The following is a 24,455-nucleotide window of genomic DNA, read 5'->3' on the forward strand; positions in this document are numbered from 1 at the left end:
CAGATGCCTTTTTAAACTTTGCAGATATAAGATCTGCGCGGTTAACAACCAACTGAGTCAATCCTTTAAGGAATGATAATGAAGAAATGTTTAATTTGCGGCGGCGGTTATTTAACCCATGTGACCCGCGATCTGCCTTATAAACATCAAACCGGAAAGACAACGCTTAACGGCATTTCCGGCGAGTATTGCGATAAATGCGGTGAAATTATCTTCTCTCCGGAAGAATGCGAGGCTTTCTGTAGCCAGGCCGCAAAGTTGAAGTCAGAAGAACATAATTCTGTCTAATCTGTTTCAGTCAATTGCCGGGCCATCGCCCGGCTTAAATCGCCACCAGCCCCCTGACCCCATCCTGCTCCATCTGGTTGCCCGCGCCGCGCTGGATAATTTCGCCGCGCGACATCACCAGATAGCTGTCCGCCAGTTCGGCGGCGAAGTCGTAAAACTGCTCCACCAGCAATATCGCCATATCCCCGCGCTTCGCCAGTTCAGCAATCACTGCGCCGATCTGTTTAATCACCGAAGGCTGAATGCCCTCCGTCGGTTCATCCAGAATCAGCAACTGAGGGCGGCAGGCCAGCGCCCGACCAATCGCCAACTGCTGCTGTTGGCCGCCGGAGAGATCGCCGCCGCGCCGCTGTTTCATCTCGTGCAGCACCGGGAATAGCGCGTAGATTTCCTCAGGAACAGTGCGCGCGTCGCGACCGGTGAAGCGCGACAGCCCCATCAGCAAATTTTCCTCCACCGTTAAGCGTGGGAATATTTCCCGGCCCTGGGGCACATACGCCATGCCTGCCCGCACCCGCTGGTGCGGCTTCAGGCGGGTGATGTTTTTATCCTGAAAGTGAACGTCGCCGGAACGGGCGGCGATCAGCCCCATCAGGCACTTCAGCAAGGTGCTTTTCCCTACGCCGTTACGCCCCAGCAGGCAGGTCACCTCGCCGGGCTGCACCTCGAACGACACGCCGCGCAGAATATGGCTACCGCCGTAATATTGATTCACACCGCTTACCATTAACATGCCCGCTCCTTAGCGCCCTAAATAGACGTCGATAACCTGCTCGTTGTTCTGTACCTCGCGCAGCGACCCTTCCGCCAGCACCTGCCCCTGATGCAGCACCGTCACCCGGTCGGCGATGGTCTCCACAAAGCCCATATCGTGCTCCACTACCATCAGCGAATGCTTGCCCGCCAGCGTGCGGAACAGCTCAGCGCTGTATTCGGTTTCCGCGTCGGTCATGCCCGCAGCAGGCTCATCCAGCAACAGCAGATGCGGCTCCTGAATCAGCAACATGCCGATCTCCAGAAACTGCTTTTGTCCGTGGGATAGCGTACCCGCAGCGCGATGGCGTTCGGCGTTAAGCCGCAGCAGGCTTAAAACTTCGTCGATGCGGTCACGCTTTTCACCGCTGAGCCGCGCCCGCAGCGTGCCCCACACCGATTTATCGCCTTTCTGCGCCAGTTCGAGATTTTCAAACACGCTCAGGGCTTCAAACACCGTTGGCTTCTGAAATTTTCGCCCGATGCCCTGGCGGGCGATATCGATTGACGACAGCGCGGTTAAGTCAGTGGACTGGTCATAAATTGCCCGCCCGCTTTGGGGCCGGGTTTTCCCGGTGATCACATCCATCAACGTGGTTTTCCCTGCGCCGTTGGGGCCGATAATGCAGCGCAATTCACCGACGCCAATCTGCAAACTGAGATCGGTCAGCGCCTTAAACCCGTCGAAACTGACGTTGATATTTTCCAGTTGCAGTACCGGGTCGGTTTGTGAACGGTAGCGATCGGTCATCTGCTGGCGGGTAAACAGCCCTTCATCTGGTTGCATCATTGTTTGCCTCGCTTAATCACACCCACTACGCCGCGCGGTAAAAAGCGCGTCACCAGAATAAACATCAGCCCAAGAAACAGCAGCCAGTATTCGGGCATCACCACGGTGAACAGGCTTTTTGCGCCGTTGACCAGACCCGCGCCGATCACCGGGCCGATCAGCGTGCCGCGCCCGCCCAGCGCCACCCAGATCGCTGCCTCGATGGAGTTAGTAGGCGACATTTCGCCAGGGTTAATAATGCCCACCTGCGGCACATACAGCGCCCCTGCCAGCCCGCACAGCACCGCCGACAGCGTCCAAACCAGCAGCTTAAAGCCTTTAGGATCGTAACCGCAGAACGTCAGGCGGCTTTCCGCGTCGCGCACCGCCGTCAGCACCCGGCCAAATTTGCTTTTCGCCAGCAGCCAGCCGATCGCCAGGCTGAGGGTTAACACCAGCACCGTGGCGACAAACAGCCCGATTCGCGTGCCGGTGGCGGTGACCGGCATCCCGAGCAGCGTGGTAAACCCGGTAAAACCGTTATTACCGCCGAAGCCGGTTTCATTGCGGAAAAACAGCAGCATTCCGGCCCAGGTGAGTGCCTGGGTCATGATCGAGAAGTAAACGCCTTTGATTTTCGAGCGAAACGCGAAGTAGCCAAACAGCAGCGCCAGCAGGCCCGGCACCAGCACAACCAGCATCAGCGTCCAGAGGAAACTACTGGTGCCGAACCAGTACCAGGGCAATTCGCTCCAGGATAAGAAGCTCATAAACCCCGGCAGCCCGTCTCCGGCAGCCTGGCGCATCAAGTACATCCCCATGGCGTAGCCGCCGAGGGCGAAAAACAGTCCGTGGCCCAGCGACAGCATCCCGGCGTAGCCCCACACCAGATCCAGCGCCACCGCCATGATGGCGTAGCAGAGGATTTTGCCTACCAGCGTCAGCATCCACTCCGACAGGTGCAGCGGGTGCGCGGCGGGCAGCAGCGCCAGGAACGGCAGCACCAGCAGTGCCGCCAGCATCGCGCCGCCCAGCGCCAGGCTCAGTTTTGGCCGCCGCCGGGTGGCGGCAGTGGTTAACGGCAGGCTAATCATTCGACAACCCTCCCTTTGAGTGCAAACAGGCCCTGGGGGCGTTTCTGGATAAACAGCACAATCAACAGCAGGATCAGGATCTTGCCCAATACCGCGCCGAGCTGCGGTTCGAGGATTTTATTCAGGATGCCGAGGCTGAACGCCGCCGCCACGCTGCCTGCCAGCTGGCCGACGCCGCCCAGTACCACCACTAAAAACGAATCGATAATGTAACCCTGGCCAAGTTCCGGGCCGACGTTGCCCAGCTGCGACAGCGCCACGCCGCCCAGCCCGGCGATGCCGGAACCCAGGCCGAACGCCAGCATATCCACGCGCCCTTCCGGTACGCCGCAGCACGCCGCCATCGCGCGGTTCTGGGTTACCGCCCGCACGTTCATCCCCAGCCGGGTGCGGTTGAGCAGTAGCCAGGTAAAGGCCAGCACCAGCAGCACAAAGCCAATCACCGCCACCCGGTTCCACGGCAGGATCAGGTTCGGCAATACCTGAATACCGCCGGAGAGCCACGCCGGGTTCGCCACTTCAACGTTTTGCGCCCCGAACACCCTCCGCACAATCTGGATCAGCATCAGGCTGATGCCCCAGGTGGCGAGCAGTGTCTCCAGCGGTCGCCCGTAAAGATGGCGGATCACGCTACGCTCCAGCGCCATGCCGATCCCCGCCGTGACCAGAAACGCCACCGGCAGCGCCACCAGCGGATAGAGTGCCAGCCACTGCGGCGCCCAGGCGGCGAAGGCGTTCTGGGTAAGCCAGGTGCTGTACGCGCCCAGCATCAGCATTTCGCCGTGGGCCATATTGATCACCCCCAATAGCCCGTAGGTGATCGCAAGGCCCAGCGCCGCCAGCAGCAGAATCGACCCCAGCGACAGGCCCATAAACGCCTGGCCCGCCAGCTCGCCCCACATCAGGCGCTGGCCGATGGCCTTAACGCTTTTTTCCGCCTGGGCGCGCACGTCGGCGTCGCTTTCGTTGTGGGGGTCGGTTAACGGTTGCAGCCGCGCCTGTACCTGCGGCGAGCCGGAGCTTTCAAGCTGCTGCACCGCCGCCAGGCGGATAGCGGGTTGAGAATGATTAAGATTGAGCAGCGCCAGCGCGGTAATCAGCGCCTCGCGCACCGCGCCATCGGTTTCCTGCTGGCGACGGGTTTCCAGCAGCGCGGCCATTTCCGGGCTGGCGTCACGCTGCAACGTCTGGGCTGCGCGCAATCGTTCCGTGACGTTGTCACTCACAAGATAGTGCGACGCCAGCGCGGCTGCCGCCAGATTGCGTAGCCGGTTGGTCAGGCGCAGCTTTTGCGTTTCCCCCGCTGGCGCAGCGGCATCGCCCAACGGTGTCAGGGTTCCGGCGTTTTCGTCAAAAACCTGTTTATGGCTATCCAGCACCACCCGCTCAGCGGCCAGCGCTGTTAAAAACGGTAACCGGCTGGGTTCGGGCGCCGTGCCCCAGGCTTCCAGCATTTTCGCCTGTTCGCTACGGTTGGCCCGCCCAAAGTCATCGCCATCGGCGGCCCATGCCCGTGCCGGTAGCAGCAGCATCACCCACAGCACATACCACAAGGTGGCGAATTTCATCATCGCGTCTCCGCATCGGCTCTGCGTCACACAGCCTCCCGTCGCCGGGAGGCATACGTCTTAGTTGCTGGCGGTTTTCACCGGCTGGTCGGATTTTTTGTCGTTACCGGCGATAAACGGGCTCCAGGGCTGGGCGCGTACCGGCTGTTCGGTCTGCCACACCACGTTGAACTGACCGTTACCCTCGATCTCGCCAATCATCACCGGCTTGTGAAGATGATGGTTGGTGGCGTCCATGGTCAGGGTAAAGCCGGACGGGGCCTTGACGGTTTGCCCGGCCATGGCGGCGCGCACTTTATCCACATCGGTGGTACCCGCTTTCTCGACCGCCTGGGCCCACATATGGATGCCCACCCAGGTGGCTTCCATCGGATCGTTGGTCACTACGCTATCGGCGTTCGGCACCTTATTGGCTTTGGCCCAGGCTTTGTACGCGGCGACAAACTGGGTATTGGTGGGGTTATCCACCGATTCAAAGTAGTTCCACGCCGCGAGATTGCCGACCAGCGGTTTGGTGTCGATGCCGCGCAGTTCCTCTTCGCCCACCGAGAACGCCACCACCGGCACGTCGGTGGCTTTCACCGCCTGGTTAGCCAGCTCTTTATAGAACGGCACGTTGGAGTCACCGTTGATGGTGGAGATCACCGCCGTTTTGCCAGCCGCCGAGAATTTCTTGATGTTAGCCACAATGGTTTGGTAATCGCTGTGGCCAAACGGGGTGTAGACCTCTTCGATATCCTTATCCGCCACGCCTTTGGAGTGCAGGAACGAACGCAGGATTTTGTTGGTGGTACGCGGGTACACATAGTCGGTGCCCAGCAGGAAGAAGCGCTTCGCGCCGCCGCCGTCTTCGCTCATCAGGTATTCCACCGCCGGGATCGCCTGCTGGTTCGGCGCGGCCCCGGTGTAGAACACGTTCGGCGACATCTCTTCGCCTTCATACTGCACCGGGTAGAACAGCAGCCCGTTCAGCTCCTCAAACACCGGCAGCACCGATTTGCGCGATACCGAGGTCCAGCAGCCGAATACCACGTCGACTTTATCCTGGCTCAGTAGCTGGCGGGCTTTCTCCGCGAACAGCGGCCAGTTGGATGCCGGGTCGACGACTACCGGTTCGAGTTTTTTACCCAGAACGCCGCCTTTGGCGTTGATCTCGTCGATGGTCATCAGCGCCACGTTTTTCAGCGGCGTCTCGGAGATCGCCATCGTGCCGGACAGCGAGTGCATAATCCCCACTTTGATGGTATCCGCAGCCTGAACGCTGAAGGTCATGCCCATCGCCGACACCGATGCGCAGAGGGCAAACGCTTTTAACAAGGTACGTCGTTGCATAAAGATCACTCCGAAAAATTGTGCTGTGTGATTAGGGTTAACGACACTTCTCCTGCCGCGCCTGTTGCAGCATATGAAGCGTAATTTTGCGAACCTCTTTCTGGCTTTGTACGATATGCGCGGTCAGTCGGTCACACGCCTCCTCTACGTCGCGGTGGATAATGGCGAGCAAGATGGCGCTATGCTCGGCGTACGTTGCCGCCACGCGCGGTGCCTGGGTGAAATCGAGGCGCCGCACGATGCGTATTTTTTCGGTCACTTCGCGGTGTACCCGCGCCATTTCCGGGTTCCCGGCGGCGCTTACCAGCGTCATATGAAAGGCTTCATCCCAGGGCGCGACGTCGCTGCCCTCCGCCAGCGCGGGAGAATCTATCCAGAAGCTCACCAGCGCCTGGAGCGAGGCAGGCATATCGCCTGCCGGCCGCTGGCATAAGCGCCGCACCGCTTCGCTTTCCAGCACCACCCTTAAGTCGTAAAAGGCTTCCAGCGCGTCGAAGTCCACCGGCTTCACCTGCCAGCCGCTGCGCGGTTGCACGTCGAGATAGCCTTCCTGTTCAAGGGCATACAGCGCCTGGCGCACCGGCGTGCGGCTGACGCCTACCCGGGTAGCGATATCCGATTCGCTAAACCGGTCCCCCGGCAGCAGTTGGAAATCGAAAATCGCCTGTTTAACGTGCTGATAAACCCGTCCGGCGATGCCTTCCTGCGCGAACATGCTCATTAACTGGCCGCCAGCCACAGCAGTGCGTCGCCGGGGCCAACCGGACGGCCCTGCTGGCAGCCAATCGCAGTCACCGTGCCGTCGTTCGGGGCGCAGACCATCAGTTCCATTTTCATCGCTTCAACCACGATCAGCGGTTCGCCCTGCTTCACGCACTGGCCTGGCTCAACGAGGATTTTCCAGATGTTGCCGTTGAGATCGGCGTTCACCCGCTGGCCCTGATGGGGGTTGTCGTCTGTGTCGATGTGGGCAATGCTCGTGACACTGTCACTTTCTTCATATTGCCAGCGCGCGACTTCCTCGCTAAACGCCCTCTGTTGCCGCTCGCGGAACGTGGCGATATCGGCAGCGTTGCTCGCCAAAAACTGTTGATAAGCGGCAAAATCAAACTCGCTTTCCTCAATACGCACCTCTGCGCGCCCTTCCCGGAAGGCTTCACGGAATTCGGTTAACTCGGCTTCGCTGACCGGGTAAAAACGCACCTGGTCAAAGAATTTCAGCAGCCACGGCTCGTCGCCAAACTGACCGTTGCGCAGGAATTTGTTCCAGATAGGCAGCGTGCGCCCCACCAGTTGGTAGCCGCCGGGGGAATCCATGCCGTAGATACACATGTACATCCCGCCGATGCCGACGGTGCCTTCGGCGGTCCAGGTGCGCGCCGGGTTGTATTTCGAACTCAGCAGGCGATGACGCGGGTCGATTGGCACCGCGCACGGCGCGCCGAGATAAACGTCCCCCAGACCGAGGATTAAATAGCGGGCGTCGGCGATGATCCGCAGCACCTCGTCGCGGTCGCTCAGGCCATTGGCCCGGGCGATAAAATCGACGTTATTCGGTAGCCACGGCGCATCCGGCCGCACCGTTTGCTGATAACGTTCCACCGCCGCCAGGGTCGCGCTGTCTTCAAAGGCTATCGGCAGATGGACGATACGCGACGGGATTTTCAATGTCGCCACGTCACCCAGCGACGCTTCAAGGTGCAGGAGCAGCGCCATCAACTGGGACTGAGAAATATGCTGCCCGTCGTAGCGCACCTGTAGCGAACGCACGCCGGGAGAGAGTTCTTCTACGCCCGCGATATTTGCCTGGCGTATCGCCGCCATCAGCAGATGCACCCGCAAGCGCAGCGCCAGATCCAGCACATTTTCGCCGTATTCGATCAGGATGTAACTGTCTCCGGCCTGCCGCCACACCACCGCCGGACGCGAGGCGTCGGCTTCCCACTGGGCGAGGATCGCCGCGCTGCGGGTCATGCCCGGCGCAATCGACACCGGAATATCCGGCAGGGTACTGGCGGCGCACAGGTTGGTGACGGCCACCTGGTGCGCCAGCTCCAGAGACTGCGCCCAGGCGAAGCTCACCGGGTGGAAGCGAATTTTGTCGCCGGGTTTCACCTGGCCGACCTTCCACAATTCGGCTTTGGCGATGGTCACCGGACACACGAAACCGCCGAGGCTCGGGCCATCGCGGGTTAAAATCACCGGGAAATCGCCGGTAAAGTTAATCGCGCCAATGGCGTATTCACAGTCGTGGACGTTGGACGGATGCAGGCCCGCTTCACCGCCGTCCGCCCGAGCCCATTCCGGCTTCGGGCCACTCAGGCGCACGCCGAGGCGGTTAGAGTTGTAATGCACCTCCCACTCGGTGGCGAAAAACGTCTCCATCGATTCGGGGGTAAAGAAATCCGGCGCGCCGTGCGGCCCGTACAGTACGCCGATTTCCCACGACTCGCCGTAGCTCGGGATCAGCGCCGGTTCCGGCATTTGCGGCAGCGCAATCGGCGCGGGCGTGGTGCAGGCCGCCAGTTCCGGGCGCGAAATCGCCAGGATGTCGGCCACCTTCAGGGTGCGTCCGGCGTGGCCGCCAAACTGCCCGAGGGCAAAGGTCGAGCGGCTACCGAGGTACAGCGGCACGTCGATGCCGTTACGCACCGCCAGATAGGTGCGGCAACCGCGGGTGGCGCGGCCCAGCGACAGGGTTTGCCCGGCTTTGACGATAACAGGCTGCCAGTAGGCCACCGGTTGATTGTCCAGAAGCGCCGGGCAACTGGCGCCGGTCAGGGCGATAATCGCGTCGCTGTGAAAACGCAGCGTTGGCCCCTGAAGGGTAAATTCCAGCCCCGCCGCGCTCGGATGGTTACCGACGATGCGGTTGGCAAGCTGAAACGCCAGATCGTCCATCGGCCCGGACGGCGGGACGCCGATATCCCAGTAGCCCGGTCGGCCCGGATAATCCTGCACGCTACTCCAGGTGCCCGGCTCCAGCACTTCGATGGCGTGAGCCTGATAGCTCACCTCGTCCAGCAGCCGGGTCCACATCACTCCGGCTTTAAACTCCGGCAGCACTGCCAACTGGCGTAAATAGTCGAGGTTGGTGGCGATGCCGGATAGCCGGGTGGCGTCAAGCGCGCGGCGCAGCTTAAGCAGCGCATCCTGGCGATCCTGACCGTGAACAATGATTTTGGCGATCATTGGATCGTAAAACGCGCTGACCTCGCTGCCAGTGCTGACCCAGCCGTCTACCCGCACGTTGTCCGGGAAGCAGACCTCGGTGAGCACACCGGGACTGGGCTGAAAGTTTTTCAGCGGATCTTCGGCGTACACGCGCACCTCAATCGCCGCGCCGCCTGGCGCACGGGCCATCGCCTGCCAGTCCAGCGGCTGCGCCGCCGCCAGCCTGACCATGCATTCGATCAGATCAAGACCCGTGACCATTTCGGTCACCGGATGCTCCACCTGCAAACGGGTGTTGACCTCGAGAAAGTAAAACGCGTCCTGCGCCGGTTCGTAGATAAACTCCACGGTGCCTGCGCTGCGGTAGTTCACCGATTCCCCCAGCGCCACGGCGGCGTTGAGCATCGCCTCCCGGGTCGACTGCGGCAAATTGGGCGCCGGGGTTTCTTCCAGCACCTTCTGGTTGCGGCGCTGGAGCGAACAGTCGCGCTCGCCGAGGGCCACGACTTTGCCCTTGCCATCGCCGAAAATTTGCACTTCAAGATGACGCGCCCGGTCAATGCAGCGCTCGAGAAACACGCCGTCATCGCTGAAGAACTGCGCCCCCTGGCGCTTGACGGTTTGCCAGGCCTCGCACAGCGCCGCCCTATCTTCACAGCGCATCAGGCCGATGCCGCCACCGCCCGCCGTGGTTTTCAGCATCAGCGGGAAACCCACCTCCGCCGCCTGTTCGCAGGCCTCTTCCAGGCTTTGCAATAGCCCGGTGCCGGGCGTCATCGGCAAACCCGCCTGAGCCGCCAGCGCCCGGGCGCGGTGCTTCTGGCCGAAGTCGGCAATCTGCGAGGCGTCGGGACCGATAAACGTAATGCCTGCCATTTCGCAGGCAGCGGCGAACTCGGCGCGCTCGGAAAGAAATCCGTAGCCGGGGAAAATCGCCTCAGCGCCGCTCTTTTTCGCTGCCGCAAGGATCTTGTCGATATCCAGATAGGTGTCCCGCGCGCTGTCGCCGCCCAGGGCAATCGCCCAGGTGGCATCGGCAACGTGCGGGGCATTGCGGTCACAGTCGGAATACACCGCCACGCTCTCAATGCCCATGCGGTTGAGGGTGCGAATGGCGCGGCAGGCGATCTCGCCACGGTTGGCAATCAGTACGCGTTGAAACATGGCGTTCTCCTCAGGCGCTGTGGTGACGGGCGAGCCAGGCTTTCCAGCCGCCCCATGACGTGATATCCGTGGCGTCGGCCAGGGCGTAGGGCTCGCAAATAAAGCCTTTCACCTGTCGACCGTCGTGCAGCGTCACTGAGCCGATGCCCAGCGGCGCAGGCACTTCCGCCACCAGTTCACCGAAGCGCGCCAGCGGCACGTCCCACAGTTCCACCACAATCGGCTGGCCCTGCTCGCCCCGCGCCAGGCCCGGTTTTGGCGGCGTGGTGTTCGCCAGGGCATACAACTGATAGCGGGCGTCGGTGGTGGTTTCCTCGACAAAAACGGCATTGCGGGTGGTGAGCTGGAAGTTAAGCGGCTGGCCGCGCAGGTGCGCACCGACTACCGCCAGGCGGACAAAACCCTGTGCGGCAACCGGAGTGCTGATGGGTAACGCTTTGGAGGTTGCGCCTAACGGCAGCGGCAGCGCCTGTTGCCAGAGACGACCAAAATCCGCCAGCGCCGCATCGTGCCAGGCCGGGGCGATCAACGTAATGCCTGCCGGTAATCCGTCGGCGCGAAAATCCCCCGGCAGCGCCAGCGCGCTGAGGTCGGCGAGGTTAGTAAAATTGGTGTAGGTGCCGAACTGCGAGTTGTAGCGCACCGGCTCCTCAGCCATCTCGTCGAGGGTGTGGATGGTGGGAGATGTGGGAACCACCAGCGCATCGAACCCCGCCAGCACGCTATTGATTTCCCTGGCCAGCGCCGCGCGGGTGTATTCCGCCTGCCAGGCATCGCAGGCGCTGAAGCGCTTGCCGCCTTCGACGATGCCGCGCACCGTTGGGTCCATATCCTGCGGGAAACGCGCCAGAGTATCGCCCACCGCCACGGTGCGTTCTGCCACCCACGCCCCGGCGTAAAGCTGTTCGGCGAGCTGGCGGAACGGCGTGAAATCAATCGGGATGCACTGGACGCCCAGCGCTTCCAGGCGCGTCAGGCTTTTGGCAAAGGCGGCTTCACTTAATGGGTCGCCAAAGAATTCAGGACGGTCCGGCACCGCCAGGCGCGGCTTAGGGCTAAAGCGGGCGGGCGCGGTATTGGGATTGCGGCGCGAATACGCGTCTTCTGCATCAAACCCGGCGGCGATGCGGGCAACGTTAGCGGCATCATCAACGGTGAGCGCGAACACCGAAACCGTGTCGTTCAGACGGCAGGCTGGCACCACGCCGCTCGCAGAGAACCAGCCTTTGGTCGGCTTCAGGCCCACAATGTTGTTAAAGCCCGCCGGAACCCGGCCTGAACCGGCGGTGTCGGTGCCGAGGGCAAACGGCACCAGCCCGCGCGCCACCACCGAGGCCGAACCGGAACTGGAGCCGCCGCTGACGTAGCGGGCATCAAAGGTATTGGGGACCGCGCCATACGGCGAACGGGTTCCCACCAGCCCGGTAGCAAACTGATCGAGGTTGGTTTTGCCCACCACAATTGCCCCCGCCGCTTTGAGTTTTGCTACCACGGTGGCGTCTTTTTCCGGCAGATACGCAAAGGCCGGACACGCAGCGGTGGTTTCAAACCCGGCGACGTCGATATTGTCTTTTACCGCAAACGGCACACCCCATAGCGCGAAATCGTGGGGGCTTTTCCCCTCTTTCAGCCAGGCGGTTAATTGCGCAATTTGCGAATCGATTAATTGCTCGCTGGCGCAGCAAATCCAGGCGGGATCCTGTTTATTAAATCCATTTATAAGCTGGCGATAAATATCTGACAGGGCATCGACGGCGTTCGAACAGAAGTGTTTCCATTCATCGACAGTCATTACACCGGGCGAAGAAGAAAGAGGCATCATTGGCTGGCATCCCAACTGGTATACAAGATGGAATGAATAAAGCAATTGTAATGCCAATATTTATAAACACTTAAATATCAATTAATTAAATTATTTTTCTTCTTTTACGGATTTCCAGAGGCACGTCCAGAGAATAATTTGGTGCAAGACTGCATTAAAGCCGTGCAATAAAACAATATCCGCCTGAACTAACCGGCGGATATCACTTTTTAAGATGGCTGATGATTATCGGTAATAAGAAATGCCGATATTTACCACACTTCAGCCGCAATATCCGTCACCAGACGCACTTTATTCCACTGCTCGGCAGGCGTGATGGCGTTGCCCTCTTCCGTTGAGGCAAAACCGCACTGCGGGCTCAGGCATACCTGGTTAAGATCGACATACTGCGAGGCTTCTTTCAGCCGCGCTTTAATCTGCTCGCGATTTTCCAGTTCGCCGTTTTTGGTGGTGATTAAGCCCAGTACCACCTGCTGTTTGCCCGGACGGATAAAGCGCAGCGGGGAGAAATCACCGGAGCGGTCGTTATCATACTCAAGGAAAAACGCGTCGACGTTAACCGTACCGAACAACACTTCAGCCACCGGCTCGTAGCCGCCTTCGGCAATCCAACTGGAGCGGAAGTTACCCCGGCAAACGTGCAGTCCGATGGTCAGATCGTCAGGTTTGCCTTCCAGCGCCTGGTTCAGCACGCGGGCATAAATCTGCGCCAGCTGGTCCGGGTCTTCGCCGCGATCGCGGATCTGCTGGCGCTGCTCGTCGGAACACAGATAGGCCCAGACGGTGTCGTCCAGTTGCAGGTAGCGACAGCCCGCGTCGTAGAACGCGCGGATGGCGTCGCGCCAGGTCACGGCGAGATCGGCAAAATAGTCATCCAGATTCGGGTAGACGTTACGGTCAATGGCCGCCGCGCCGCCTCGGAAGTGCAGCACGCTCGGGCTGGGGATGGTCATTTTTGGCTCGGCGCTGCCGCTGACGCTTTTGAGGAAGCGGAAATCTTCCAGCATCGGATGCTCGCCGAACGCCACTTTGCCGGTAACGCGCACGCTTTGCGCTTTGGTCTGGATGCCGGAAAACTGAATGCCCTGATTCACTTCCACCAGAGCCACACCCTGCAACGCGGCAAAGAAATCGAGGTGCCACCAGGCGCGGCGGAATTCCCCGTCGGTGACCACCGTCAGGCCGCAGGCGCACTGCTCTTCCACACAGGCGCGGATAGCGTCGTTCTCAACCTGGCGTAGCTGTGCCGCGTTGAGTTCGCCCCGGGCGAACTGCTCGCGGGCGGTTTTGATCGCGTCAGGACGTAAAAAACTGCCGACGACATCGGCGCGGTACGGGGGAAGTTGGCGTTGCATGGTGTCTCCTTGACCCTGAAGATAATTGCCCAGGGTGATTGTTCGCATTATGAAGCTTTAGCCATCTGGACGGCTAGATGCATTCAGAGTGTCATGCGTCGGAGGCGTGTGCAAACGAAGAAAATTCATCGCACATGAGGAAAATTCACGTTGGGTTGAAAAGGGTTCAGGGCACCCGACCGGATGCCCATTAGACATCAGGCAAGCTGGCGCGCGGTAGGATAATCGGTAATCAATACGTCAATGTAGTTGCCCTTCAGCGCCCCGCGAATGGCGTTGACCTTCTCAGTGCCGCCCGCCAGCGCCACCACGTGCGGGCAGTTGCGCACCTGGCTCAGTTCCATGCCGATCACCGGATCTTCTTCTTTGCTCAGCACCGGTTCGCCCTCGGCATTGTAATAATGCAGGCAGATATCCCCCACCGCGCCGCGCGCCGCCAGGGTTTTCAGCATCGCTTCGCCATAGTAGTTGCCGGAGTTTTTCAGCAATTGCGACGGTTCCAGATCGCCGATGCCCAGAATCGCCACGTCCACTTCGCTGAACTTGCGCACCACTTCCGCCACGTCGTCGCTGGACACCAGCCGGGCGCGTTCTTCCACGGAATGCTCAATGCTTTGCGAAGGTAATAACCAGGCCCGGCAGCCCAACTGTGCCGCAAGATTCTGGGTCAGGATGGTCGCCTGCACGTTGCCGTTCGGCCCGACGCCGCCGAGCAACTGGATCACCCCGCGCGCTTTGATGCTCTGGGGATGCAGTTCATCCACCATGGCGCGAATGGTGCTGCTCCAGGAGGAAATCCCCACCAGATCGTCAGGCCGCAGGCGCGTTTCAACGTAATGCGCGGCGGCGCTACCAATGGCATGTTTGATTTGCGCGGAAGATGCCGGTTCATCCACGTCCACCACAATCGCCTGGCGAATGCCGTATTTCTGCTCCAGCGCGTTCTCCAGCGACAGAAAAATATTCGGCGGTTGGATCACGCTGATTTTCACCACCCCTTCTTTCTGGCAGCGGGTGATGGCGCGCGAGACAAATGACTGTGAAAGCTGTAGAAGGCCAGCAATTTCAGATTGTTTCATTCCATCGACGTAATAGAGCGTGGCGATTTTCACCAGCAGCCGTTGTTCATCCTGTTTAGACATAGCACCTCCTGAGTCCCTCTGTATTTTTATTCAAGACTGAATAAATAACAAGTAACGCCCTCTTTTGACCCATAAGTGAACAAATTGTGATCGCTTTCGCCTTTTCATCATTTCGCTGAATTGACCGTAGACAGATCAATTTCGGGGGCATATGGTTACATTGAATAATAAATCATGTTTGAATATATATTCAATGTGGAGATAAAAATGAAACATACCCTACTGAAAGCATCATTAGTGGCTGCGCTGTTTGCGGCTTCTGCCAACCTCTATGCCGCTGACAATGGACTGATTGCCATTATCACCCCTTCACACGACAACCCGTTCTTTAAAGCCGAAGCGGACGGCGCTGCCGCTAAAGCCAAAGAGCTTGGCTACACCACACTGGTGGCCTCTCATGATGATGACGTGAACAAGCAGAACCAGTTGATTGAGACCGCCATCGCCCGTAAAGCCAAAGCGATTATTCTCGATAACGCCGGTGCGGACGCCACCGTCGGCCCGCTGGAAAAAGCCAAAGCCGCTGGCGTTCCGGCGTTCCTGATTGACCGGGAAATTAACAAAACCGGCGTCGCTGTAGCGCAGATTGTGTCCAACAACTATCAGGGCGCGCAGTTGGGTGCGGAGAAGTTCGCCAAACTGCTCGACGGCAAAGGCAAGTACGTTGAGCTGCTGGGCCGCCAGTCGGATACCAACGCCCACGTGCGCTCCCAGGGCTATCACGACATCCTCGATGACTACCCGGATATGAAGATGGTGGCCCAGCAGACCGCCAACTGGAGCCAGACTGAAGCCTTTAACCGTATGGAAGCCATTCTGCAAACCCAGCCGGATATCGTTGGCGTGATCTCCGGTAACGACACTATGGCGCTGGGCGCAGAAGCGGCGCTGAAAGCGGCGGGTAAAACCAACGTGATCGTGGTGGGCTTCGACGGCAGCGACTATGTGCGCGATTCGATTAAAGCCGGCAGCAACATCAAAGCCACCGTTCTGCAACCGGGCTGGGAGCAGGCGCAAATGGCAGTGGTTCAGGCGGATTACTACCTGAAAAACGGCAAAGCCCAAGAGCAGGAAAAACAGTTGATGGACTGCGTGCTGATTGACGATTCCAACGCATCCAAACTGAATACCTTCAAACTGAGCAACTAAGCCGGAGGTTGTATGTCGTTGAAACAATGGGGTATTGGCGTGTTGTGTTGCAGTACCCTGTTGCTGACTGCCTGCCGGGTGGTGGATCTGGACGAGAATGGTAAACCGATCATTCCGCCAGATCCCAACGCGAAAGCGAGTTTCGCTAACATGACACCCGCGCAGATAGCGCAACAAACATGGGACAGCCGGGTCAGCGCCCAGGCGCGCGACCATGCGCTGGATGCCGCGACGCTGCCAAACAGCCCGACGCCGCAAAGCGTGTTTGTGCGCCTGCACAGCAACATCGAAAAAGTCGATTTGACCAACCCACGCGAACGGTCGGTGACCGTGACGCTGAACAATAAGCCGCTGGAGGTCCAGATTGGGCCGCTGATCAGAGGCAATGCGGTGCGCGACGCCGCCGGTTTTAAATTTGAGGATTTCACCAACCAGGTCCAGTTTGCTCAGCTTTCCAAAGCCTATAACCGCGAAGCGGTGAAACACTTGCCGCCGGTTGACGCGTCCTGGCAGCAGCAGCCGGTGACGATACTGATCGCCGGCAACCTGAAAGATGGCGTGCTGTCCGACGCCGTGGCGCTGGATATCCAAAAGGGAGCGAAATAATGCAGGATCCGATTGTTTTGCGCACCCGTGGGGTGTCGATGCTGTTCCCCGGCACCGTGGCGCTGGATAACGTCGATTACAACGTCTGGCGTGGCAAGGTGAATGTGATTATCGGCGAGAACGGCGCGGGGAAATCCACCCTGATGAAAATCCTCGCCGGCGTACAACAGCCGAGTTCCGGCACCATTGAACTCAACGGCAAACCGGTGCATTTCGCCAATACCCGCGACGCCGCTGCCCACGGTATCGGCATGGTGCACCAGGAACTCAACCTGTTTGAAAACCTGACCGTGGCGGAAAACATATTTCTGGGCCGCGAATTGCAACAGGGGCTGAAGCCGATTGACGAAGCCACCCAGATTAAACGCAGCGCGGAATTGCTGAAGCGCCTCGACCAGCCGATCTCGCCAAACGAGCAGGTGGCGAACCTGAAAGTCGGCCAGCAGCAGTTGGTGGAAATCGCCAAAGCGCTGGCGGAAGACGCGGACATTTTGATCCTCGATGAACCCACCTCGGCGCTGAGTAAAACCGAAGTGGAAATTCTGTTCCGGGTGATCCGCGAGCTGACCCGTCAGGGCGTGTCCATTATCTATATCTCTCACCGTCTGGAAGAGCTGATGGCGATCGGCGATGTGATCACCATTCTGCGCGACGGCAAGTTCCAGGCCGAAGCCCAGGTGAGCGATATCGACGTGCCGTGGATCGTGCGCGAAATGCTCGGCAGCGAGCCGGTTTCCAGCTTCCTGACGCCGGGCCGTGAGTTTGGCGCGCCAGTACTGGAAGCGGAACACATCACCTGCGTCAACGCCTCGGGCAATGCGGTGGTGGACGACGTGACCTTTAACGTTCGCGCCGGGGAAATCGTCGGCATTTACGGGTTGATGGGCGCGGGGCGCACCGAGCTGTTTGAGTGCCTGCTCGGCACCAATCGCAACTACCTCGGCAAACTGTGGCTCGATAGCAAACCGGTGCCGCCGCGTTTATCCACGGCGGAGCGCATCCGCATGGGGATGAGCCTGGTGCCGGAAGACCGCAAACGCACCGGTATCTTCCCGATCTCGTCGGTGGCCAGCAATTTGACCATCGCCAGCCTGTGGCGGCGCTTGCAGAGCGGTTTCGCGATTTCCCGGCGCGATGAGGAACAGGTGGTGGCAACCACCATCGGCAACCTGTCGATTAAGGTCTCCTCGCCGGAAGTCGAAATCCAGGCGCTGAGCGGCGGCAACCAGCAAAAAGTGGTGATTGGCCGTTCGCTGCTCACCAACCCCAAGCTATTGCTGCTGGATGAACCCACGCGCGGTATCGACGTAGGCGCCAAAGCCGACGTATTCCGCATGATGGTGCAGCTCTCTGAACAGGGGATCGCGGTGGTGTTCTCCACCTCGGACCTGAAAGAAATTATGGCGGTGTCGGACCGCATCCTGGTGATGTCCGGCGGCAAAGTGACCGCTGATATTCCACGTGAAAACGCCGAAGAGTCGGCATTGGTTTCCGCTAGTGCACAAGGGTTCTGATATGAAAACGAATGAGACCGTCGCGCTTAACGCAAGACCCGCCTCGCTATTCAGTTCGCGGGAAAATCTCCTCCTGCTGCTGTTGAAGCTGCGCACCTTTATTGCGCTGTTTTTGATAGTCGGCTTTTTCTCCATCATGGTGCCCGACTTCCTCGCGATGGGCAGTATGGTGATCATGATTAAACACATCGCCATCAACGCCTTCCTGGCGCTGGGCATCACCTTTGTGATTATCACTGCGGGCATTGACCTGTCCATCGGTGCGACCCTCGGGCTGTGCGGGATGGTTGCCGGGTGGCTTATCACCAAAGGCATCGTGCTGCCGATGTTCGGCATCGCGATTTTCCCCAGCGTCTGGGTGATTGTGCCGTTAGTGCTGCTGATTGGCGGGCTGATTGGCGCGACCAACGGCTGGATCATCACCCGTTATAACGTGGCTCCGTTTATCTGCACCCTCGGCACCATGTACGTGCTGCGCGGCGCGGCGATGCTGACCTCAGGAGGCGAAACCTTCCCCGGCCTCTCGGGTAACCCGCAGTTGGGCAACACCGGTTTTGATGAAATCGGCGCGGGTAACTTCCTCGGTATGCCCTGGGCCATCTGGATGATGATTGTGTTGGCGATTGCCATTGCCTACGTGGCCCGTCGCCTGCCGTTTGGCCGCCATGTCTACGCCATCGGCGATAACGAACGCGCGGCCGAACTGTCCGGCGTGAAAGTGAAGCAGGTAAAAATTTGGGTCTACACCCTCTCCGGCTTCTGCGCCGCTATCGCCGGGATTGTGGTTTCCGCCCAACTGGTGGCAAGCCATCCGGCCAACGGTACGGCGTTTGAAATGAACGCTATCGCCGCGGTGGTGCTCGGCGGAACCTCACTGGCCGGCGGACGCGGCACCATTCTCGGCACCCTGGTCGGCGCGTTTGTTATCGGTTTCCTGGCCGATGGGTTGGTGATGATGGGCGTCAGCGAGTTCTGGCAGATGGTGATCAAAGGCATCGTGATTATCGTGGCGGTGATTATCGACCAGATGCAAAACCGGATGCAGCAAAAAGCCGCCGTGGTGGCCCAGAAAGTCGCGATGGAAGGCAACGCAAAAGCGTAGCGCGTCACAGATTGGTTCGAAAGGCGATTTTTTTTACCCTTATCGAATAAATATTCATATATGATTTTTAATGCAAGAGGTAAGCCTATGAATCCGTTTTCATTGTCGGTTGCGGATCTGGAAAAGAAAGCCCGCGCGGTGCGCCGTCGCATCATTCAGCTTAACGCTAACAGCCCGGCAGGCGGGCATACCGGGGCCGATCTCTCTCAGGTTGAGATCCTCACCGCGCTCTATTTCCGGGTGATGAACTGCTCGCCGGAATTAGTGAACAGCGACCAGCGCGATATTTATATTCAGTCCAAAGGCCACGCGGTAGGCGGCTATTACTGCGTGCTGGCGGAAGCCGGTTTTATCCCGGTGGAGTGGCTGTCGACCTATCAGCACGCCGACTCTCACCTGCCCGGCCACCCGGTGAAGCATAAAACGCCGGGCGTGGAGCTGAATACTGGCGCGCTTGGCCACGGATTACCGGTGGCGGTGGGCATTGCCCTGGCGGCCAAACGCAGCAACAACCCACGCCGGGTGTTTGTGGTCACCGGCGACGGCGAACTGGCGGAAGGCAGCAACTGGGAAGCGGCGCTGGTGGCGGCGCATTACCAGCTCGATAACCTGATCATTATTAACGATAAAAACAACTTACAGCTGGCGGGTTTAACCAAAGATATTCTCAACACCGACCCGCTGGATGAAAAATGGCGCGCGTTCGGCATGGAAGTGACCCAATGCAACGGCAACGACATGCAGGACGTGGTGACCACCATTGAAGGGCTGAAACCGGGCGGCAAACCGCAGGTGATTATCGCCAATACCACCAAGGGTGCGGGCGTGTCGTTTATTCAGGGGCGCGCGGAGTGGCACCACCGGGTGCCGAAGGGTGACGAAGTGGAACTGGCTCTGGAGGAACTGAAAGATGAGTAATAGCGAACATCTGGCAACGGTGATGGTGAATGCGTTTATCGACGCGGTTGAGCGCGGCGTCGACCTGGTGCCGGTGGTGGCGGACTCCACCTCCACGGCCAAAATCTCGCCGTTTATTAAGCAGTTCCCGGACCGTCTGGTGAACGTCGGCATCGCCGAGCAAACCCTGGTGGGCACCGCCGTGGGCCTGTCGATGGGCGGTAAAATCGCCGTCACCTGTAACGCCGCGCCGTTTTTGATCTCCCGCGCTAACGAGCAGATCAAAGTGGACGTTTGCTACAACAACAGCAACGTCAAACTGTTCGGTCTGAACGCGGGGGCCAGCTACGGCCCGCTGGCCAGTACCCACCACAGTATCGACGACATCGCCGTGCTGCGCGGCTTCGGCAATATCGAAATCTACGCGCCCTCCTGCCCGGTTGAGTGCCGCCAGATTATCGATTACGCGCTGGATCACGTCGGCCCGGTGTATATCCGCCTCGACGGCAAAGCGCTGCCGGAACTGCATGACGCCAGCTATCGCTTTACGCCTGGCGCGATTAACGTGCTGCGCGAAGGCGCGGACGTGGCGCTGGTGGCGATGGGCTCAACGGTGCATGAAATCGTCAGCGCCGCCGCCGCGCTGGCGGACCAGGGCATCGATGCGGCGGTGATCAATGTGCCATCGATTCGCCCCTGCGATACCGCGCAACTGCTGGCTGCCCTGCAAAAATCCCGCCGGGTGATTACCGTCGAAGAACACAACGTCAACGGCGGCGTCGGCAGCCTGGTGGCGGAAGTGCTGGCGGAAGCTGGCTGCGCCATCCCGCTGACCCGGCTGGGCATTGCCGATGGCGGGTATGCCATTGCCGCCGATCGTAAGGATATGCGTGCCCATCACGGTATTGACGCCGCCGGTGTGGTACGCAAAGCCACTGCGCTGTGTGAAGGAGCATAACCATGTCGAGCCCAATAATTCTCGCGATTGATGAGGGCACAACCAACGCCAAAGCGGTGGCGGTCAACCGCGACGGGCAAATCGTCGGGCGCTGCGGCGTGGGGGTGGAGATCCGCCACCCGGCTCCCGGCCTCGCCGAACAGGACCCGCTGGCTATCTGGCAGGCGGTGAATGATGCGATTAACGGCTGTTTACAGCAGGCGGGCCCGGTGCAGGTTGCCGGGATCGCCATCAGCAACCAGCGTGAATCGGTATTAATCTGGCAACGCGCCGACGGTAAACCGCTTACCCCGGTGGTGAGCTGGCAGGACCGCCGCTCGGAGGCGCGCTGCGCTGAACTTCAGGCGCAAGGCCATGATGCGCTGATTACCCAACTTACCGGGCTGCCGGTGGACCCGCTGTTCCCGGCGGCAAAAATCAGCGCCCTGCTGGATGCGTTGCCGGACGGCGTGGCGCGCGCCGAACGCGGTGAACTGTGCATCGGCACCCTTGATAGCTGGCTGAACTGGCAGTTTACCGGCGGGCGCGCTTTCACTACCGATTACGCCAACGCCGCCCGCACCCAGCTATTCAATATTTATGACGGCCAGTGGGATCAGCAACTGCTCGGCCTGTTTAACGTCCCGCGCGCCGCGCTGGCGGACGTCCGGCCGTCGAGCGGTTTGCACGGAGAAGTGCAGGTCGGGTTTATTCCGGGTGTACCGGTCGGCACACCGATCCTGTCGTTAATCGGCGATTCCCACGCGGCGCTCTACGCCCAGCGCCGCGCCTGCGGCAACGTGGTGAAAGCCACTTACGGCACCGGGTCGTCGCTGATGTTTTCGATACCGGAACCGGTGTCCAGGGCTAATCGCCTAAGCACCACCCTCGCCTGGCACGACGGCGAACGCACCTTCGCGCTGGAAGGCAACATTACCCATACCGGTTCCGGCGCGGCCTGGCTCGGGCGAATGCTCGGCATTCACAACCCGGCGGAACTCACCGCGCTGGCGCAGTCGGTGCCGGATAATCAGGGCGTCTATTACGTCCCGGCGCTGTCGGGACTCGGCGCACCCTGGTGGGATCTTCAGGCGCGCGGCACGATTAGCGGTTTAACCGACGCCGCCACGCCAGCGGTACTGGCCCGCGCCGCGCTGGAATCGGTGGTGTATCAAATCGCCGATGTGTTTTTCGCTATGGAGCAGGCCTGCGGTCAGCCGCTGGAAACGCTGTGCGTCGACGGCACCGCCACCCAAAACCGTTGGCTGATGCAGTTGCAGGCCGACGTGTTACAACGGCCGTTAATTATTCAACCCGCCGCCGAAGTTTCGGCGCTGGGTGCCGCGCTGCTGGCCGGCAACGCGCTGGGCTGGTGGCAGGATGAAACGCCTGCCGCGCTGGCAAGCCAGGGCGAACGAATTGCGCCGCAGCCCGCGCGGCAACAACAGATGCAACAAAACTATAAACAGTGGCTTGAAGCCGTGGCCCGCTGCCGCTTTCAGCCCAAATAATCCTTTTACTGGAGTGATGCCATGTCCCGTATCCCACATCAATTAACCTTCGGCGTAATTATCGGTAACCGTGGATTCTTCCCCAGCTATCTGGTGGCGGAAGCCCGCGAGCAGGCCGAAGCACTGTTTTCTCGTCTCGGCATTAATACCGTGATGCTGAAAGATGGCGAAACCTACCTCGGCGGCGTGGAAACCCGCCAGGATGCCAAAGTATGCGCCGAACTGTTCCGCAAGCACCGCGACCCGATCCACGGCGTGGTGGTACTGCTACCGAACTTTGGCGATGAAAAAGCGGTGGCGGAAGCCCTTCGCCTGTCCGGCCTTAACGTGCCGGTGTTGATCCAGGCCGAAGAAGACAACCTCGATAAAATGGGCCTCGCCACCCGCCGCGACAGCTTCTGCGGCAAGATTTCCCTGTGCAACAACCTGCGCCAGTACGGCATTCCGTTTACCCTGACCACCCAGCACGTTTGCGCCCTGTCCAGCGAGGTCTTCGCCGGCGATCTGCAACGCTTTACCCAAATCTGCCGGGTGGTGGCATCAATGAAAGGCGTGCGCATCGGCGCAATTGGCGCGCGTCCGGCGAGCTTTAACACCGTGCGCTACAGCGAAAAACTGCTGGAAAAAATGGGCGTGGCGGTGGAAACCCTCGACCTGTCGGAGATCTTCACCCGCGTCAAACACATCAGCGACGATGACATTCGCGTCCAGGAAAAACGCGGCATCCTGATGGATAACGCCGACGCCAGCGCCATTCCGGCGGACAAACTGGTCACGATGGCGAAACTGTTCGTCGTCATCAGCGAATGGGTGACGGCCAACGATATCGACACCACCGCCATTCAGTGCTGGACATCGCTGCAAGAAAACCTCGGGATTAACGTCTGCTCGATCATGAGCGTGATGTCCGGACAACTGATGCCGAGCGCCTGCGAAGTGGACGTGATGGGCGCGCTGTCGATGTACGCCCTGGCGAGCTGCTCGCTGAACCCGGCGTCGATTGCCGACTGGAACAACAACTTCGGCGACGATCGTAACAAATGCGTGCTGTTCCACTGCGGCAACTTCGCCAGCGCCAGCCTGGAATCCCCGGCGATGGGCACTGCGGATATCATCGGCACCACCGTGGGTAAAGAGAACACCTGCGGCGCGGTGCACGGTCGCCTAAAAAGCGGCCCGCTCACCTACTTCCGCTTGTCATCGGATGATTTCACCGGCGAGATCAAAGCCTACGTTGGCGAAGGCCAGTCGGTGGACGACGCGCTGGACACCGTGGGCTGCCGCGCGGTGATTGAAGTGCCGCACCTGGAAAACCTGCTGGCGTGGATTTGCAATAACGGCTTCGAGCACCACGTGGCGATGAACCACTCGGCCACCGGCGCGGTGTTGCAGGAGGCGTTTAATAAGTATCTGGGGATTAGCTGTTACTGGCATCGTTGATTTTTGATTAACGCTGCAACCGCATACGGCGCAGGGCCGTGTGCGGTTTTTTTTGTGAGGGTTGAGGGGCGACGGTGAGCGGAAACCTGCCGGTGTACGACTAGTAAAACTGACACGAAAACGTCCAGATCCCCTCGGGTGACTTGTGAAAGTAGCCGATACCCTTGTCCGACCACATCCAGTTTACCTTTTCCTCTGACCCCACCTGAAAGACAAAATCCTGAATCCCCGCACCATGTTGTATCTCCGTTGGATATCCTCCGACCTTGGTTCCCCTGTAGCGGTTAAAATCATCAAAGAAACGGTTGCTTGCTTCTTCATCATCATTTACGTCAGAAAGGTCAATAATATCCCACGCGTCCTCCCATCCCGGAGCATCATCATTGACGCTCACCCATCGAACCGGAAATGCGCGATACGGAGTGTCTGTTGCAGGCAATAACTCCAGCCCCTCAAGGGTGGCATATTCGCGTATTAGCCACCCCTCGCCATGAGGTTTATCGAATGGATGGCTTTCTAAGTTGTGATAGAGCACCAGCAATGCGACATCCTTCAGTTGTTCAGGAACCACGGGAAGCTCGTCTATACGAATCTGAAGAAGCGGAAACATCGGTTGCCCCTTCCAGACTGGCAACCCTTCCCCAGGAAGAGAGACACCTTTCAAAAACCACGATGTAATGGGGTCTTCAGTAGGGCGAAATCCCCCGACTTGCGCCACCGAGGCGGGACGTAATTGGGATCTGAGTTCTTGTAAAACTAACGCACTTTTGGATTTCATATTGGCAGCCTTGCGTATGCAGCGTCTCTTTGGGGTCTGAAAGAGAGACTTTTTATTTTA

The 24,455-nt window shown here is 59.5% G+C and carries 20 protein-coding genes; 9 read left to right on the forward strand and 11 right to left on the reverse strand.

The window, feature by feature from the left end; genetic code table 11:
* Window positions 1–78: 78 nt before the first annotated feature.
* A complete protein-coding gene (locus RT120_RS16780) occupies window positions 79–288 on the forward strand; it encodes a type II toxin-antitoxin system MqsA family antitoxin (RefSeq protein ID WP_312984359.1) in 210 nt (69 codons plus the stop codon).
* Between the two features lie 34 nt (window positions 289–322).
* Here RT120_RS16780 and urtE read toward each other — a convergent pair whose 3' ends face one another.
* The 10 genes from urtE to RT120_RS16830 all read right to left on the reverse strand — a co-directional run bounded on the left by urtE (window position 323) and on the right by RT120_RS16830 (window position 14,461).
* Complete coding sequence (urtE, locus tag RT120_RS16785; protein WP_312984361.1) at window positions 323–1,021, reverse strand: urea ABC transporter ATP-binding subunit UrtE; 699 nt, start codon at window positions 1,019–1,021, stop codon at window positions 323–325.
* 9 nt (window positions 1,022–1,030) lie between these two features.
* Entirely contained in the window at window positions 1,031–1,828 is a 798-nt protein-coding gene (gene urtD / locus RT120_RS16790) for an urea ABC transporter ATP-binding protein UrtD (RefSeq protein ID WP_312984479.1), read from the reverse strand.
* Window positions 1,828–2,901 carry an urea ABC transporter permease subunit UrtC gene (urtC, locus tag RT120_RS16795; RefSeq protein ID WP_312984481.1) on the reverse strand — a complete coding sequence of 358 codons (1,074 nt, stop codon included), beginning with the start codon at window positions 2,899–2,901 and terminating at the stop codon, window positions 1,828–1,830. The genes urtD and urtC overlap by 1 nt, the downstream gene beginning before the upstream one ends.
* Window positions 2,901–4,472, reverse strand: coding sequence for an urea ABC transporter permease subunit UrtB (gene urtB, locus RT120_RS16800; protein WP_312984483.1), 1,572 nt, complete (start codon window positions 4,470–4,472; stop codon window positions 2,901–2,903). The genes urtC and urtB overlap by 1 nt, the downstream gene beginning before the upstream one ends.
* A gap of 60 nt (window positions 4,473–4,532) precedes the next feature.
* Window positions 4,533–5,804, reverse strand: a complete 1,272-nt coding sequence (gene urtA / locus RT120_RS16805; RefSeq protein ID WP_312984363.1) for an urea ABC transporter substrate-binding protein — start codon at window positions 5,802–5,804, stop codon at window positions 4,533–4,535.
* A gap of 37 nt (window positions 5,805–5,841) precedes the next feature.
* Window positions 5,842–6,525, reverse strand: coding sequence for a GntR family transcriptional regulator (locus tag RT120_RS16810; protein ID WP_312984365.1), 684 nt, complete (start codon window positions 6,523–6,525; stop codon window positions 5,842–5,844).
* Window positions 6,525–10,142 carry an urea carboxylase gene (gene uca, locus RT120_RS16815; protein ID WP_312984367.1) on the reverse strand — a complete coding sequence of 1,206 codons (3,618 nt, stop codon included), beginning with the start codon at window positions 10,140–10,142 and terminating at the stop codon, window positions 6,525–6,527. The genes RT120_RS16810 and uca overlap by 1 nt, the downstream gene beginning before the upstream one ends.
* Window positions 10,143–10,152: 10 nt before the next feature.
* Window positions 10,153–11,934: an allophanate hydrolase gene (atzF, locus tag RT120_RS16820; protein WP_312984369.1), complete on the reverse strand. Its 1,782-nt coding sequence runs from the start codon at window positions 11,932–11,934 to the stop codon at window positions 10,153–10,155.
* Between the two features lie 281 nt (window positions 11,935–12,215).
* Window positions 12,216–13,319 (reverse strand): cobalamin-independent methionine synthase II family protein, encoded by a 1,104-nt coding sequence (locus RT120_RS16825; RefSeq protein WP_312984372.1) that lies wholly within the window; start codon window positions 13,317–13,319, stop codon window positions 12,216–12,218.
* Between the two features lie 197 nt (window positions 13,320–13,516).
* Complete coding sequence (locus RT120_RS16830) at window positions 13,517–14,461, reverse strand: sugar-binding transcriptional regulator (RefSeq protein ID WP_312984374.1); 945 nt, start codon at window positions 14,459–14,461, stop codon at window positions 13,517–13,519.
* A 207-nt stretch (window positions 14,462–14,668) separates the two neighbouring features.
* On the opposite strand from RT120_RS16830, the gene RT120_RS16835 reads away from it, so the two are divergent.
* From RT120_RS16835 to RT120_RS16870, 8 genes are all read left to right on the forward strand, one after another.
* The gene (locus tag RT120_RS16835; protein WP_312984376.1) at window positions 14,669–15,610 is read left to right on the forward strand and encodes a D-ribose ABC transporter substrate-binding protein; all 942 of its coding nucleotides are present in this window, start codon (window positions 14,669–14,671) and stop codon (window positions 15,608–15,610) included.
* Between the two features lie 12 nt (window positions 15,611–15,622).
* The gene (locus tag RT120_RS16840) at window positions 15,623–16,216 is read left to right on the forward strand and encodes a DUF2291 family protein (protein ID WP_312984379.1); all 594 of its coding nucleotides are present in this window, start codon (window positions 15,623–15,625) and stop codon (window positions 16,214–16,216) included.
* Entirely contained in the window at window positions 16,216–17,730 is a 1,515-nt protein-coding gene (locus RT120_RS16845; protein ID WP_312984381.1) for a sugar ABC transporter ATP-binding protein, read from the forward strand. The genes RT120_RS16840 and RT120_RS16845 overlap by 1 nt, the downstream gene beginning before the upstream one ends.
* 1 nt (window position 17,731) lies before the next feature.
* Window positions 17,732–18,832: an ABC transporter permease gene (locus RT120_RS16850; RefSeq protein ID WP_312984383.1), complete on the forward strand. Its 1,101-nt coding sequence runs from the start codon at window positions 17,732–17,734 to the stop codon at window positions 18,830–18,832.
* A gap of 87 nt (window positions 18,833–18,919) precedes the next feature.
* Window positions 18,920–19,750 (forward strand): transketolase, encoded by an 831-nt coding sequence (locus RT120_RS16855; protein ID WP_312984385.1) that lies wholly within the window; start codon window positions 18,920–18,922, stop codon window positions 19,748–19,750.
* Complete coding sequence (locus tag RT120_RS16860; protein WP_312984387.1) at window positions 19,743–20,687, forward strand: transketolase C-terminal domain-containing protein; 945 nt, start codon at window positions 19,743–19,745, stop codon at window positions 20,685–20,687. Before RT120_RS16855 ends, RT120_RS16860 begins: the two co-directional genes overlap by 8 nt.
* Before the next feature lie 2 nt (window positions 20,688–20,689).
* The gene (locus RT120_RS16865; protein WP_312984388.1) at window positions 20,690–22,177 is read left to right on the forward strand and encodes an FGGY-family carbohydrate kinase; all 1,488 of its coding nucleotides are present in this window, start codon (window positions 20,690–20,692) and stop codon (window positions 22,175–22,177) included.
* Between the two features lie 21 nt (window positions 22,178–22,198).
* Complete coding sequence (locus tag RT120_RS16870; RefSeq protein ID WP_312984391.1) at window positions 22,199–23,617, forward strand: L-fucose/L-arabinose isomerase family protein; 1,419 nt, start codon at window positions 22,199–22,201, stop codon at window positions 23,615–23,617.
* A 100-nt stretch (window positions 23,618–23,717) separates the two neighbouring features.
* Here RT120_RS16870 and RT120_RS16875 read toward each other — a convergent pair whose 3' ends face one another.
* The gene (locus RT120_RS16875) at window positions 23,718–24,395 is read right to left on the reverse strand and encodes a DUF1963 domain-containing protein (protein WP_312984393.1); all 678 of its coding nucleotides are present in this window, start codon (window positions 24,393–24,395) and stop codon (window positions 23,718–23,720) included.
* Window positions 24,396–24,455 lie beyond the last annotated feature (60 nt).

This window comes from Atlantibacter sp. (genome assembly GCF_032062175.1).
Taxonomy (GTDB): domain Bacteria; phylum Pseudomonadota; class Gammaproteobacteria; order Enterobacterales; family Enterobacteriaceae; genus Atlantibacter.